Origin of the sequence: Photobacterium lutimaris, assembly GCF_003025555.1 — a bacterium.
Taxonomy (GTDB): domain Bacteria; phylum Pseudomonadota; class Gammaproteobacteria; order Enterobacterales; family Vibrionaceae; genus Photobacterium; species Photobacterium lutimaris.
The window spans coordinates 1,106,020-1,120,001 of sequence record NZ_PYMH01000001.1; the positions used below are offsets into that span (position 1 = coordinate 1,106,020).

The window sequence follows — 13,982 nt, forward strand, 5'->3', positions numbered from 1 at the left end:
TATGAGTGCAGATTTTACCAAATCAGTGATTATTCTTATTGTCTCCACCTTTGTGGTTGCTTCGTTCTCTATATTGGTTTGGGTACTGCCAAACCTATTACGAACACCTGAATTGATTGCCAACAGCAGCGCAGTACCGCTCACTGCCATTCAAGTCGCTGGCAGGGATGTATATATCAGTGAAGGGTGCCACGTTTGTCACACTCAAATGGTGAGGCCGCTTGAGCCGGAAACCAAACGAAATGGCCCCGCCAATAAAGAACCTGATGATATCTACGAGTTCCCTAACTTGTGGGGTTCTAAACGTACCGGGCCGGACCTTACCAACTTAGGCAGAAAGTACTCTGACCAATGGCATTTGATACATCTCATCGACCCACGTCGTGTTGTGCCGACTTCAATTATGCCAGCATACCCTTGGCTGTTTGAGCAGGTCCTCTCTGGTGATGCGATTACCGCCAAAATGGAAACGCTCCGCTTTCTCGGTGTCCCATATAGTGATGAAGAGATTGCCAATGCGCGACTACAAGTGAGAGGTAAAACCAAAGGCGAAGCGCTTGTTCGTTACCTCCAAAGCTTAGGTGTCGACACATCAGAGGAGGGAAAACAATGAGCAACTTCTGGAGTCTATGGGCGGCAATCGGGACAATTGTTTTCTTCATTCTAATGGTCGCGGTCGTCGTCAAATACTGGCGTAACAATCACTTAGCAGATAAAGAACGCGTGCTCGATACCTTTGACGGCATTGATGAGAATGATGCGCCCCCTCCTCGCCTCTTATTCACGTCCTATTTCATAGCGTTTGCTATTTCGCTAGGGTACTTAATTTTGTATCCCGGTATCGGAAGTTGGCAAGGATTAATGGGCTATGATCAGGCTAATGACAAGCTCAGTAGTCCTAACACTAGCCTTGATCAACAATTTGCCGCCATAAGCGACAATTCGTTAGCGTCTCTCTCTAATAACACCGACATAGTATCCTCAGGGAGAATGCTGTTTCAGACCCACTGTGCCGCTTGCCATCGAAATAACGCACAAGGCGCAAAACATTTTCCTAACTTAATTGACAACGAATGGCTCTACGGCGGCTCAGACGACGCGATTATTCATTCGATTGAACTTGGCCGAAATGGTGCCATGCCTGGCTGGATCGATGTACTTAGGCCAGATGAGATTTCGAAGATTTCCTACTATCTTGCCTCTTTAAATCAAGCCCACACTGACGTACCAGAGGTCAAAGTAGAACTCGGTAAAGAACTCTTTATCAAGACCTGTTCGTCGTGCCATGGGGATGGAACCGTAGCGAATATTGAATTAGGCGTCCCTGATTTATCCGATAATATATGGCTTCATGGCGGCAGCATCGAAGAAATTCAGCACACTATTCGTGCCGGTCTTAACAATGTCATGCCAGCATTTGGTGATCAGCTTACTCAAAATGAAATACTAGCCATAGGCGCCTATATCACCAAAGCAAGACGTGATAGTGACACTCGGCTTGCCAACCTTGACCCCGCAGCCGTGCAGCGCGGCGAGTACCTCGCATACGGTGGTGATTGCGTCGCCTGCCACAGCGCTGAAGGCGGTGAACCCTTTGCCGGTGGCCTCCCGTTCGTCACCCCTTTTGGCACCATTTACTCAACCAATATCACCCCACACGTTAGTGAAGGTATTGGCGGTTATGATTACGACGATTTTCGTGCCGCATTAGTCGATGGTAAAGGTCAACACGGATACCTGTATCCAGCCATGCCGTTCACCTCTTATCAATATGTCACTGAACAAGATATGCGCGATCTGTGGGAGTACATGCAGTCGATTGCCGCAGTACCTCGTAAAAATGACCGCAATGCAATGATGTTCCCTTCCAATATTCGCCTTGGCCTTCTTGCTTGGGACATCGTTTTTGCCGACAGATCACCGATAGATTATGAAGTCCCCACAGAGATAAAGGATGTGGTTGATGATGTTGCAAAATGGCAACTTGGAAAGTACTGGGTGGCTGGTTTAGGCCATTGCTCAGAATGCCATACCCCACGTAATATTGCTCAAGCTTTGGTCAACGAGAAAATATTCCAAGGTAATTTAATTGATGGTTGGAATGCGCCGAATATTACCGCCAACGAGCTATACATCGATGGCTGGGATCTGAAAAGCTTGACCGATTTTCTCCATACGGGCCATTCTGACAAAGGTACCGCGTTTGCGGGCATGGCCGATGTCATCAAAAACAGTTTAAGCCTGATGACTCGAGATGATGTTGAATCTATGTCTTACTATTTGCTTTCAGGAGATAACTATAACTTCATTGATAAAAACGCCGTCCCTCTCGAACCACAAGGCTTTGATGATGCGTCATATGCGCAAGAGATCTACGCCACCTATAACCAAACATGTGGAGCCTGCCATGGTGCAGACGGCAAAGGCCGCGATCCCATTGCCCCAACTCTGCTGAATAATGGCATTATCATGCACAGCGATCCGTTTAACACTATTGCCGTGACAATTCGTGGCCTGCAACCAACCTACATCGATAAAGACCGAAACTTTATGCCGATGGCCAGTTTTGAAGATATCTTATCCGACACCAGGCTAGCGGAGTTAATCACCTTCGTTAGACTGCACTTAGGTGCAAGAGAAGAGCCTGTGACCGCCAACGATGTTAAAGAAGTTCGTGAAATGCTCGAAAAAGCGGGTTACTCCGGAGGTCTTCACATGACACCGGATATGTATGACAGGCGAGATAGGAATATCAACGTAAACTAGTTGGCTAAACGAACAATGCCGCTATAAATCACAGGTTCTGTCAGCAATATAGCAATACATCAGAAGATCATGTTGGGCAAGTAATACACCAAACATGATCTTCTGAAGACAGGAACATTCCTTAACTTTCCTTGCACTCTAACCCTTGTGATTTAAAGACCCACGCAAAGAAAAGCATAAAGATAAAGTCGTTCAATCCGTAAATGCTATAAAAGGCCCCCGCAAACATGTCTGCACTATAAACATCTTGGAGACTATTTTGAAAAATCCAAGCCAGCCAAGCAACCACGTAGATAAGTTTCTCCACGGCAAAGGCGCCGGCAAGCCATCGAACATTAGACTTAATAAATGCAGCACCAAGATATGCAAGCCCCCACACAACAATCATCAGCAAACCAAAGTTCGACATGACCACCGGATCAGCATCATTTATTGCAGTATTGGTAAAGGCACGAGAGAAAACCAACACACCACCGATGTTCATTGCTGCTGCGGCTATAAATCCGAGTTGTACTATTTTTGTTTTCATATTTCTCACTTGTTAAAGCTACTTATAACTAGTCATTCCCCCGCATATGGGATCAATATTGGGGCTTTAAGTCCATCCGTTGTTCCGCATCTATTGCGCTAACTTCCCTGATGCCTAAACAAAAATACAAATGCTTTGCGGGGTTACTATTGATAAGCCAGCTTCCAATTTTCATGCCCTGATATTCAGGGTCAATTTGAATTTGGACTATATACCAATAATTACGTTTATGGCTGTATGTTACCTTAAACAAACCGATTGGACTTCTACCCCACTCGACTATTTGTGCACTGTCAAACTCGAAGCGTATTCGCTTTTCATACTCTTCATTGCTAGTTGGCAGCCCCGCCTCCTCGAGATAATGCTTCATGGTTTTATCTCGAAGGTCAAGCAAAAAACGCATATCAGATTCATTGGCATTTCTTAGGGAAAGATCCATTATTCCTCCACTGCTTTTCCATGAATCAATAGGCCCACGGTGTATAAAATAAATAAAACCGTGATCATTACACAACAAAATTGCTCTAAAAATCAAAAAATCAGACAAACCTAAGTCTAGTTATCACTCAAAAATACAATCTTATTAATCTGATACCACACTATTAATGCACACCGTTTTAAATATGATAAAGAAGACGTTGTCGGATAAATGGAGATACAAAAATGAAAAAAATCAAATTGTTTGCCATTGCTATGGTAGTCCTACTACCAGCGGTATCACAGGCTCAGAACGTACAGACGTATTTTGGGGCTAGCTACGAACACGGTGATGTTAAGCTTGGACACCAACATACCAATGTAGACGGTCTTAAATTCCAAGCTGGCAGTGAACTTGGTTGGGGCAACATCAAAGGAACGGCAGCCACATTAACAGGCAGCGGTGTTGATTATGATAATTACACCTTCGCTGTCGAAAAGCCATTTAGCATCCAGCAATCCAACGTCTTTATCTCTCCAGAAGTAGGCGTTACCTATGCTCGCTATAAAGATGATCAATTGAAAGAATCTGACATAGGGCCGATGGTTGGAGCATCAATTGGTTACAATATCAATAAGAATTTCCAAATTGTCACTAACTATAATCACTCATTCGGGATGAAATCGAACCAAGACAACATCGATGAAGACAGTCTAAGCGCAGGCCTTAATTACCGCTTCAACTAAATGTAAAAAGCCTGCAAAACACATGCAGGCTTTTCAAGATTTGATCATCATACATACTACGAGGACAACGACTCAACAATCCTTGTTAACCATGGGCCAATCAGCTCAGAAGCAATCAAAATAATCGAAAAATGGTTTTCCATCTCGACTATTTTGATTTCATTTTTCCCCTCTATATTGCTATTGCCCTTTGCGAACTTGACGACTTTTATAGGGTCAAACGCTTCGTCATGCTCTCCAATCCATAAGCCAAATGGCTGAACATCCGATAGTTGTGTGTCGGGCGAAGACGGTGTAACGGCATTCGACATGTTAACAGTATTAAATGGCACTATTTCAGGGTTGTTTTTTAGCACTGCGTCTGGGAAATTGAACTTAACCGCCTTTGAATGGCCGAAAAACAAACCACCACTCATTGCGTTGAAAATAAAATCTGACGTATCTACTGTCGAAAACTGGAAATCATTGTTTTCGCCTTCATCATAATTGGTTTCTGAACGAAAGCCGAAATATGGTGAAAGAAATACATACCCATCCGTTTCAGCTCTTTGTTCCCAGCTCGAGTAGTTAAGAACCAACCCCGCACCACTTGAATGCCCTCCAACAAAAATAGGGACATCCGGATATTGATTACGGGCGATCTCAACAACAGTATTAATGTCTGACCATACCTGTTCGACATTTGGGGAATCCCCTCGCTCTCCACCAGAACCACCATGGCCTCGAATATCGGGCATGTACACCGCTACATCAAAGTTATCACGTAACCCGCACCAATATGATTATATGTAAGGCCACTATGAGCGCCTGCCCCATGATAAAAAACCAAAATAGCTTTTACCTGCTGTGGTAGGTAGGAGCGATACGCCAAAGAGATGTCATCCGTTGCCTGTATGTATTCAAGCGGCGGCAATGGCTTTTTTCCACACCTTGAATTTCTGTAAGTGAGAAAAAAGTCCCGGTAGGTTGCTCAAGAGGATTTGCATATAAATGATGTGGCAGATAAGCCAATGGCAAAATTAATACCACATTCATCAGCATGAATTTCAACTTCATAAACATTCCTTTATTTAGTTACCACCCAGAGATCGGGGTCATTCAATGCCAACCTTAAACTCAAAATATATACATATCCACAAACAATGACAAATGGGGATCCGTCACTGTGTAGCGCCATGGCAACTTAACCAGTAGAAAGACCATATACCGTGTGACTGTTCCAAAAACACTGATAATGTGCGCCAAGCTTGATTGCTTTCCATCAAGTTTGGCGCACATTTGTCTTTTTATCATTTTATAACAGACTACTATTTACGGCTTACACCTCATACGAGCTGCTTGTCTCCAACCAATCATCAAAAGATAACAGTTCTGGATTCGCTTTTCTCAACGAATCTATATCGGCACACCAGCCATCTTCTGCATAGAAAACGAACATCTGCTTCATTATTTTAGGAAGTATATATTTGACTAACGCTGGAAACCTCATTGGTGAAAGTTTGACACCTTTAATTTTATTGATCTTCTCGATAATGTCATTCAGTGACAATTCATCTCCTGCAATTTCAACTTCTTCGCCAAGATATTTATCTGGATTGGTAAATGAAAGCTCTACAAATTTACCTATATCTTGAACTGAGATTAATTGAAACCTGCTTTTATCATCAAGATATAAACGTAACATCCCTGTCATTAATTTGATCGACTGAGGATTGGAAAAGGTTTCCATATAGCCAACGGGGCGCAATATTGTATATGGCTTATTGATACCTCTAAGATAATCTTCAATCTCTCTTTTATCATTATAATGATCAACTTTCTTATATCTATCAGATCCCCCAACAGAAGAATACACTATATGCTGTACATTTGAATTTTTTGCGAGGTCTAGTATTGCTTTTCCGTATTCAACCGACTCTTTTGTGTACGGAAGTACAAAAAACAGTCCATAGGCATCATTTAATAATGATTTCAATGACGACTTATTACTTAGGTCACCTTTAAATATGTCAACTTTCTGATCAAATGGTATTGTTGATTTTTCTGGATTACGAACTAAAGCTCTCACACTATAGCCCTGCTTTAGTAACTTCCCAATGACTGACTGACCTTGCTTGCCTGTTGCTCCAACAACCACTATTAATTTATTTTCCACTATAAACTCCTTTTAAGTGAATAATGAATGGCCCAAACTCCCATTATCAAGCTTTGCCACACTTGATAAGTTAATGACTAAATCTTGGAGGCCATCATGTCGCAATCAATTTATGGCATTAATTTAGCCAAATCATCCAGTCAGTATCCATAGGGAAGTTCATCAAGACAAGGTGTTGCTCCATAAAACAATAACTCGGTCGAAAGTCCTTGCTACTTTTGACAAAATTCCGTTAGCTATCGCCGAGATGGAAGCCTGTGGAGCTTCGTTCTATTGGGCAATGGCATGACTCATCAATTTTGGCCTCCCCTTGTCACCTAATGAATAGTCACAAACACCGTCAGGAAAGGTTTTTTCAAGCGCTGTAAGCCGAGCCGTAACATCGACATCTCCATACATTCCTTTATCTATTGCCACCGAGACTGGGATTGTGTGGCATTTGAATATACTCCCTTGCCATGGTGCTCCTGCCTGAATACGACTATTACTGTAAATGGGGTAAGCTTCAGCACAAGGACCATTATTTTTGCCATTCCACAGCCCATCAAATACCCCGTACCCGGAAGCATGTATATCCCCTGCAGCATTAAAGCAGGTATCCGTTGCTAACGTTGGTTTGGTGACCTTAACCTTCTGCTCATAACTCATCGAGTCGGGCTGATCCTTAATTGCCATTAACCACTCATCCATCAGTTTATAGGCTTGCTCTACCGGATTAAATTGTTTATCTGAAATCCAAATAACATGGTTTTCAGCATGTTGCATTTCATCTTCAATCCGCAGCCGAGTAGCAAATGAAGCGGAGGTGTGGTGCATATTCAAATCATCTTCCAAGTGATGGCGAATGTCGATAATCGGTAGGCTGACTCGACCAATAAACACCTGACCATACTGATAGGCCCGTTCGATCGTTGAAATGGGGGCTGAGCGTCGTTTTGCCGGAATGGTTTTATCTTCAGTAACGTTATGCGCTCCCCACAGCGATAACCATAACGGGGGAATACTGGCGCTGAGACGTAACTTCTTCTCCGATTCCATCGCGTCAAATGGCTTCCACGCACCAATTTTCTGATTAATTTCAATAAATTCTTCTAGGCTGATTGTTTTATCACGTAATGCCTGTAACCCGTACTGAACACCAACGTTGTCCCATGTCGATTGAGCAAAGCCTTGCTTATCTTTGCCATAAATATGAACAAGATCTTGCCAATAGCTCCAGTTCACCTTCTCGACCACTGATTCGTGATAATAAGGCTTCAGAAAACCCTGCCGTGGATTGTTCAGATAGCTACTTAAACCAAAATAGCCATTAATGCATTCGCTATTTCCTTGGGGAAATTCAGGTAGCTTAAATCGAACCAATTGATTCAGCGGTTGCAACCAACCGAATCTTTGCTCAGCTTCATTGATGGCCCTTAACCCCTCAATGTGTTGCCGAGACTGCCAGTCTTGCCACCTCTCTCGATCGCTTGCTCTAAAGCTGAAGTAAGTATTGAGTAAATCACAGTCCAGGGCGTATATCGACACACTCACCATATCTGGATATGAATACAGGGGAAGCAAACCGTCTAGAATCCCTTCACTGTTTTGAGCAATAAGATACTGAGCCAACCCGCCTCCTGAGCCACCAATACCGATGGTATATAAAGGCTCACCAAACAAACTGACAAACTGTGCCTTCACCCTTCTAGCGGTATCTTCAGCGAGCAGCATGTTATAACCGTAACTGGTCTTGTTTCCACTTGAAGCAATAACGGCGTAACCCTTCCTAATTTGGGTCAACTCTTTTTTTAGCAACCGGTGTAGTTTCATTTTACCCTGCCGGAAGCCTAACCCTGAACCACCTTCAAAACGATATATTAAACGCTGATTCCACAGTTTGGCACTATCTTGCTGACCGACTTCACCGATAGCTATCGGCATGGCAATCGAATAGATATAGCGATTGATTGTCCCTTTTTCGACTCTAACCAGTATTTCATGCTCACTTGGTGGGTTATTCCTAAGCTCCAACTCGGTTCGATTGAAGATATTATTATTTTCGTCAACAACAACGTAGGACAGTTGCGTCTTTAACGCACAATCTTTGGAGTAGCCAATCTGCTTGGCTCCATCAAATGGATCATATACAGGGACACCATATCCTTGTTGGTTATCAACGATGGGTTGGCCTAAACCTGAGTCGACTGTCATGCAGAAAAATGGGTGTTGATTAGGGCCAGAGTATAGCGAGTTAGCAGGGCCTATTTCGCCCACATGGATCGGAAAGGAAAACGTTTCTTCAGGACGAGGGCTTTGGCTGATATGGCCATCGATCGTCAACAAGTAATTTTGTTCAGGCGGCGGTATCGCTTTGACTTGCCGAGCAACAATGCCGTCTTCATTGTCAAACTGTAAGGCAATGATAAATAATACAAAAAGTCCAATCGAACCTAATATCACTTTATTCATAGCATCAACAACACATTATTCTCCTCTCTAGAGTTTAGCTTCGTTACGTCGCAACCACCGTTCGCGCTAATGAAAACAAAAAGGGAGCACTACACAGTGCTCCCTTTTTGAACAATTATGGCTCTTCTTGCTCTAGCTTAATGTCAGAGCAGAACTTCAGCTCACCACTTTCTAGATGGTGGCACAGTGGTGCTCGTCCATTATGGACATTTTCTACTTCTACCCATTGCCCAGCAGAGTGTACGCTTCCAGCAAAAAGTAGCCCAGCAACCACCGCTCCACACCCCACACCGATTATTTTCCTTGTTCGGCGCGTATTACGTGTCTTGATTCTAATTTGATTTTTCATCTATCTATTCTGTTTTCTTGATTCAATACTATTAGGCCTGTGACAAAAAAGTACCAACCCAATAGTGTGTTTGCATTCAAACAGCTGATAACTCAATAACCTAGTCAGTATCAAACTGTCACTTTTTTAACATGACCAAACATAAAGCATTAATATAAAAAGATATTATTGACCATGCCACCCCGTTACAGGGTGCACCATAATGCAATCTGAACAAAAAATAAACAACCCTGATTTTGGTCATTTTTAAGAAAATGCGTATGATTTTATGAACGGATAAAGGCAAACCATGACATCAAAGACGACTAGCCATACATCATGTGACACACATCTCATTTTTTACTGGTAGGGACGACAAGTCATACTATCAATCGTGAATGATCGACGTTAATCCACCCAAAACACCGTATTCATTTGCAATCATGGGAATCATTCAGTTTCCCATTGGGCATATGGTAGGTGGTCTATGTGGGAGCAACCTGCAGGGAAAAGCGCGCGTTATTAGCCAAGAAGAACTTGATGAGAGAATAACGGTTAAAGCCATATCAGCAGAAGAGTTCTATTCAATGGTAACGGCAATCACGCTGCCATTGAATAGGACTCTCGTCCTGAATGTTTGTCTTTACGGTTAAAGCTTCCTTTACCTTTTTTAGCCTTTACTACCCGGGTTTTGAATAACCGGCTGGTGACAACCGCTTTCAGTGCGTTGTCTTTGATTGCTCCCCGACCAAAATCAGTATCCACAGATTTCGCTTCAGTTATATCGATGACGTCCACTTTTGTGGATGACAGTTTTCTCTTCTTAACCATATATTCCTCTCAGTTCGCTCTAGGTTTTGCTCTCTTTTTGCTCGAATCGCTGACGATACAGCTTAAGGAAGTGAAGTACAATCTCTCTCGCAACATCAGTTTCGCAGTTGGTCAAAAAAACCATTCCTGTCTGGGTATGACGATTAAACAGCATCTCAGTGCGGATCCCTTTGACCCAACCGCCATGATGAATGAAACCAGCGATCCCCTTGTAATCAAATGTTCGCCAACCTAAGCCATAATAGACATTACTGAGCTTCGCCCGGTATCTATACTGATTCGCTCGAATGTGCGGCTTGTGCATTATCTCCAACAATGGTGGCTGCAATACCGAAGGATTATGGCCAAATTGCGCCAGCATCCATTTAGCAAGATCTTGTGCGCTTGCATTAACACCTGCAGCCGCCGGTACTCGATAGTAATAAGGGGCGGGCTTAACCGGTGCAAAGCCCGCTTTCACTTTTACATGAGGGGTGACACGGTTGCCGGACTGTTTGAACCCCTCCATACCGTATGATGCATGATCCATTTCAAGTGGTAGAAAGATGTTCTCTTGCACAAAGGTCGAATAATCCATTCCGACGGCTAGCTGTAACATGTCAGCTGAAAGGTTATAGACCACATTCTGGTAGCCGTAACACTTGCCCGGTTCACAGACAAATTTAACCCTATCAAGCATCTGTAGAATGCGCGTATACTTAACATTATCTTCGATCAAATCCGAATACGCTTGTGGTACTAAGCCTGTGGTATGCGATAACAAATGCCGTAATGTCACGTCTTTACCCAACTGCGGATCACTAAATTCAATGTTATCCAAATACGGTACAACATGGGTATCCCACTCTATAACACCTTGCTCAACAAGAATCGACACTGCAGCAGATGCAAATGTCTTCGATATGGAGGCCAATGGGAATACAGTCGCCGAATCAACCTTATTTTTACTGCCTTTTTTAGTAACGCCGTATCCGCGTAATAACCTGATATCACCATTGATAACTACAGCTAATGAGGCACCCGGGATACCTTTCTTAACGGCTTTTTTGACATATTGATCAAGTTCAACAGCCATGTCATCGTATTCAGCACCAACGACAGGGACTGAAGCCAGCAACATCACGGCCAGCCCCAGAGTCCAATAACTTTTCATCAATTTTACTACCTAGCCAAAATTATATTTACCAATACACGCCAACGTGTTCGGTCACTATTCATTTCAAACAGCTTGGCTATAAGCGTAGACGTATCAAGGAAGGGGCTTTTTTCTCTCAATTGAGAATGAATGTCAACTTGGTGACATTATTGACAAGTTAGCATTTTCAATACCTAACTTTTTTTCGAAGAAAATAAAATATTGCTATTTTTAGAGTAATTCGATTTAATTTACTCTAATATGAATGTGCTCTTTATCAATTTTATACAGTGTATTTTTATGCTTCGAACCATAAAATAAATATACAAGTGTACGCTGAAATATAGTTACACATGTACGCTGAAATAACTTACAGATGTAAGCTTAAATTGTAGATAATCGGTGATTTTACTAGCAATTTAATATCAAGCGTAAGCTTAGTTAGTCTTTTTACACTAAATCAACATCACATTTTAAGATCATCAAATCAAACACTTAAAAAAAACACCTTCAGGAAAGCGAGATCTGGAACACATTTTTCCTTTTAATATTTTGAATTCCTATTACAATACATCGCCTTGATTCGGCTTCAGGCAGTTTTTTTAATAATAAGGTATCAAGTCATGAAAGTTGTCGATTATTTTAAGCAAAAACGTGGTGATCTTTCACTGCATGCATTTGAACTAAAAGACTTACTCTCTCCGTCTTTGCGTGAGCACTGGCTTGATTTCGTTAACCGAGCAAACAAAACTCAGCTAGGTTCTCTTGTTATGAATGATCAGTCTGCATCTAATGATGATGTTGTCGAGCAACCTAGTAAAACAAAGATAGAAAAAACTGTTGTGGAAAATATCGCACTTAAAGCTGCTGTACAAACTCCAGCACCTATTCAAATGAAACCTGAAGCTGAAGCACTTTACAAAGAACTGACTGATACCCTAGGTGAAGTTATCCATACTGGTGAATGGATGACCGTTGATCAGGGTCGTATTAACCAATTTGCTGATGTCACTGAAGACCATCAGTGGATTCACACCAATCCAGAGCGTGCAGCAGAAGAGTCTCCATTTAAGACTACCATTGCGCATGGCTTCCTGACCTTATCACTGCTATCAGTTCTTACTGATAGTGTTGACCCTGAGAATCAGAAGTTCCCAACGGCTAAAATGACCGTTAACTTGGGTTTCAACCAGATCCGTTTCCCGTATCCGGTTAAGTCTGAAAACCGTATCCGTGCAACGACAAAAATTCAGTCTGTTAAACCAGTAAAACGTGGTCTTGAGATTGTTCAAGAACTAACAGTCCAGATTGAAGGCGTTCGCCGCCCTGGCTGTGTAGCTGAATCGGTTATTCAACTGCACTTCTGACCCGAAGTAACAAACAGAGCTCTCTTATGTGCCAAAAGCCTTCTGCTTTTGGCATTTTTGTATCTACCCTTCCTCTCAGCCACACCAATCCAAGCTTCACCACTTATTTATCAGTACTTTCATCAAGCAATTGAAATAAACAGCAATAACTCAACACTTAAGCATACTTCCCTTGCATGAGCAGAATTTTGCCCATACAATCACCTTCAATTAAAAACATCATTCAAAATAATCAACCATACTATCAATTAAGCTCAGCTCTCCATTATGATTAGACTTGTTTCCGTTATTGTTTTAGTTGCTTTTTTAGCCATTACTGCCGCCGTAAAAATGTTAGGCATTCAGTCTGACGCCAGAAAATCAACACTGAATTCTATTGCTTCTACCATGCATACTACTTCTGAAATTGTGCATACCAAAGCCATCGTTAACGGCTTGACCTCTGCTTGCTATATCTATAAGGACGAAACAACATTACGTGCTTTCATTGAAGGTATTTACATCTGTAACGGGTACCCAACGGCCCATATCGATAACGTAAAGAAAGCCTTTAATATCAGTGAAGATCTCGAAGTGAATAACCGCATGAAAGATGGAGGCCGTATAGCGTATGTTTCGTTTAAAGAAGTCACCTACCACACCGACAATATAACCAAGATGTTTTCAGTTACTCCAAAATGCTATGTCAGCTATCGGGACGCTAAAAAAACAAGTGACCCTAAAGTCTATGATGTACAAGTAGAGCTGGAAGAGTGCTAAAAAAACCGTACCTGATTACTATTCTTCATATCAAGACCAAGGCGCTACATTCGTGGCTCCACCCCAACTAAAGAGGCTTTGGCATTTTGCAGGAACAGATGAAGGTTGCCACGGATCTTGTCACCTTCCCACCAAGCAAACACTTCGTCATCAAGGGTGGAAGAGCCATCACCCAACTGATACTTGCCTGGGCGATAAGCAAGATGGTGCAACGTCGGTCGCCACTAAGGGGAGTTACTCGGGTTTACCCTGACACATTGTTCAAAATACATCGGTCAGCGATTTTCACCCATTGCCAAGCTTTCGAAGGCAGGGCCAAATACCGGAATAGACATGTTCAGTACAGCAACAGATAAACCCGCGTAACTTTCATCTAGCCATTTAGGTAACTGCACCGCAGCAAGATAACCTATCCACAGCCCCCTTAATCTTGGGCCGTTAAAGGAGACTATTTAAGCCGACAACAACTAGGGCTACGTTGCATCTTGGATATCACA

The 13,982-nt window shown here is 42.5% G+C and carries 15 protein-coding genes; 5 read left to right on the top strand and 10 right to left on the bottom strand.

The genetic code is table 11. From position 1 onward, the window contains the following. The first annotated feature begins 1 nt into the window (after position 1). Positions 2-613: a cbb3-type cytochrome c oxidase subunit II gene (locus C9I99_RS04785; RefSeq protein WP_107347669.1), complete on the top strand. Its 612-nt coding sequence runs from the start codon at positions 2-4 to the stop codon at positions 611-613. Then, positions 610-2,766, top strand: a complete 2,157-nt coding sequence (locus C9I99_RS04790; RefSeq protein WP_107347670.1) for a c-type cytochrome — start codon at positions 610-612, stop codon at positions 2,764-2,766. The genes C9I99_RS04785 and C9I99_RS04790 overlap by 4 nt, the downstream gene beginning before the upstream one ends. A 121-nt stretch (positions 2,767-2,887) precedes the next feature. Here the strand turns inward: C9I99_RS04790 and C9I99_RS04795 are convergent, their stop codons facing one another. Next, positions 2,888-3,295 carry a hypothetical protein gene (locus C9I99_RS04795; RefSeq protein WP_107347671.1) on the bottom strand — a complete coding sequence of 136 codons (408 nt, stop codon included), beginning with the start codon at positions 3,293-3,295 and terminating at the stop codon, positions 2,888-2,890. A gap of 52 nt (positions 3,296-3,347) precedes the next feature. Beyond that, a complete protein-coding gene (locus C9I99_RS04800; protein ID WP_107347672.1) occupies positions 3,348-3,734 on the bottom strand; it encodes a GNAT family N-acetyltransferase in 387 nt (128 codons plus the stop codon). 224 nt (positions 3,735-3,958) lie between these two features. On the opposite strand from C9I99_RS04800, the gene C9I99_RS04805 reads away from it, so the two are divergent. Continuing rightward, complete coding sequence (locus C9I99_RS04805; protein WP_208113413.1) at positions 3,959-4,459, top strand: outer membrane beta-barrel protein; 501 nt, start codon at positions 3,959-3,961, stop codon at positions 4,457-4,459. 56 nt (positions 4,460-4,515) lie between these two features. Here C9I99_RS04805 and C9I99_RS04810 read toward each other — a convergent pair whose 3' ends face one another. The 7 genes from C9I99_RS04810 to C9I99_RS04835 form a co-directional block, all read right to left on the bottom strand. Next, positions 4,516-5,196 (bottom strand): serine aminopeptidase domain-containing protein, encoded by a 681-nt coding sequence (locus tag C9I99_RS04810; protein WP_208113412.1) that lies wholly within the window; start codon positions 5,194-5,196, stop codon positions 4,516-4,518. Between the two features lie 100 nt (positions 5,197-5,296). Further along, positions 5,297-5,515, bottom strand: a complete 219-nt coding sequence (locus C9I99_RS27315) for a hypothetical protein (RefSeq protein ID WP_208113411.1) — start codon at positions 5,513-5,515, stop codon at positions 5,297-5,299. A gap of 262 nt (positions 5,516-5,777) precedes the next feature. Then, positions 5,778-6,614 (bottom strand): NmrA/HSCARG family protein, encoded by an 837-nt coding sequence (locus C9I99_RS04815; RefSeq protein ID WP_166645448.1) that lies wholly within the window; start codon positions 6,612-6,614, stop codon positions 5,778-5,780. 270 nt (positions 6,615-6,884) lie between these two features. Further along, the gene (locus tag C9I99_RS04820; RefSeq protein ID WP_107347674.1) at positions 6,885-9,065 is read right to left on the bottom strand and encodes a DUF6351 family protein; all 2,181 of its coding nucleotides are present in this window, start codon (positions 9,063-9,065) and stop codon (positions 6,885-6,887) included. A 115-nt stretch (positions 9,066-9,180) separates the two neighbouring features. After that, the gene (locus C9I99_RS04825) at positions 9,181-9,414 is read right to left on the bottom strand and encodes a hypothetical protein (RefSeq protein WP_107347675.1); all 234 of its coding nucleotides are present in this window, start codon (positions 9,412-9,414) and stop codon (positions 9,181-9,183) included. A 579-nt stretch (positions 9,415-9,993) separates the two neighbouring features. Beyond that, a complete protein-coding gene (locus tag C9I99_RS04830) occupies positions 9,994-10,191 on the bottom strand; it encodes an alternative ribosome-rescue factor A (RefSeq protein WP_420849245.1) in 198 nt (65 codons plus the stop codon). A 52-nt stretch (positions 10,192-10,243) separates the two neighbouring features. Next, positions 10,244-11,377 carry a serine hydrolase domain-containing protein gene (locus C9I99_RS04835; protein WP_107347677.1) on the bottom strand — a complete coding sequence of 378 codons (1,134 nt, stop codon included), beginning with the start codon at positions 11,375-11,377 and terminating at the stop codon, positions 10,244-10,246. A 605-nt stretch (positions 11,378-11,982) separates the two neighbouring features. Here C9I99_RS04835 and C9I99_RS04840 point away from each other — a divergent pair. Further along, positions 11,983-12,726: a MaoC family dehydratase gene (locus C9I99_RS04840; protein ID WP_107347678.1), complete on the top strand. Its 744-nt coding sequence runs from the start codon at positions 11,983-11,985 to the stop codon at positions 12,724-12,726. Positions 12,727-12,993: 267 nt separating this feature from the next. After that, positions 12,994-13,485 carry a histidine kinase gene (locus C9I99_RS04845; RefSeq protein ID WP_107347679.1) on the top strand — a complete coding sequence of 164 codons (492 nt, stop codon included), beginning with the start codon at positions 12,994-12,996 and terminating at the stop codon, positions 13,483-13,485. Positions 13,486-13,529: 44 nt separating this feature from the next. Here the strand turns inward: C9I99_RS04845 and C9I99_RS27390 are convergent, their stop codons facing one another. Next, a complete protein-coding gene (locus C9I99_RS27390; protein WP_243734591.1) occupies positions 13,530-13,697 on the bottom strand; it encodes a hypothetical protein in 168 nt (55 codons plus the stop codon). Between the last annotated feature and the right edge of the window lie 285 nt (positions 13,698-13,982).

Coding starts and splice junctions, on each gene's coding strand:
- C9I99_RS04805 (WP_208113413.1), top strand. CDS start 3,959: ATGAAAAAAATCAAATTGTTTGCCATTGCTATGGTAGTCCTACTACCA.
- C9I99_RS04840 (WP_107347678.1), top strand. CDS start 11,983: ATGAAAGTTGTCGATTATTTTAAGCAAAAACGTGGTGATCTTTCACTG.
- C9I99_RS27315 (WP_208113411.1), bottom strand. CDS start 5,515: ATGAAGTTGAAATTCATGCTGATGAATGTGGTATTAATTTTGCCATTG.
- C9I99_RS04845 (WP_107347679.1), top strand. CDS start 12,994: ATGATTAGACTTGTTTCCGTTATTGTTTTAGTTGCTTTTTTAGCCATT.
- C9I99_RS04820 (WP_107347674.1), bottom strand. CDS start 9,065: ATGAATAAAGTGATATTAGGTTCGATTGGACTTTTTGTATTATTTATC.
- C9I99_RS04825 (WP_107347675.1), bottom strand. CDS start 9,414: ATGAAAAATCAAATTAGAATCAAGACACGTAATACGCGCCGAACAAGG.
- C9I99_RS04800 (WP_107347672.1), bottom strand. CDS start 3,734: ATGGATCTTTCCCTAAGAAATGCCAATGAATCTGATATGCGTTTTTTG.
- C9I99_RS04810 (WP_208113412.1), bottom strand. CDS start 5,196: ATGCCCGATATTCGAGGCCATGGTGGTTCTGGTGGAGAGCGAGGGGAT.
- C9I99_RS04835 (WP_107347677.1), bottom strand. CDS start 11,377: ATGAAAAGTTATTGGACTCTGGGGCTGGCCGTGATGTTGCTGGCTTCA.
- C9I99_RS04790 (WP_107347670.1), top strand. CDS start 610: ATGAGCAACTTCTGGAGTCTATGGGCGGCAATCGGGACAATTGTTTTC.
- C9I99_RS04795 (WP_107347671.1), bottom strand. CDS start 3,295: ATGAAAACAAAAATAGTACAACTCGGATTTATAGCCGCAGCAGCAATG.
- C9I99_RS04785 (WP_107347669.1), top strand. CDS start 2: ATGAGTGCAGATTTTACCAAATCAGTGATTATTCTTATTGTCTCCACC.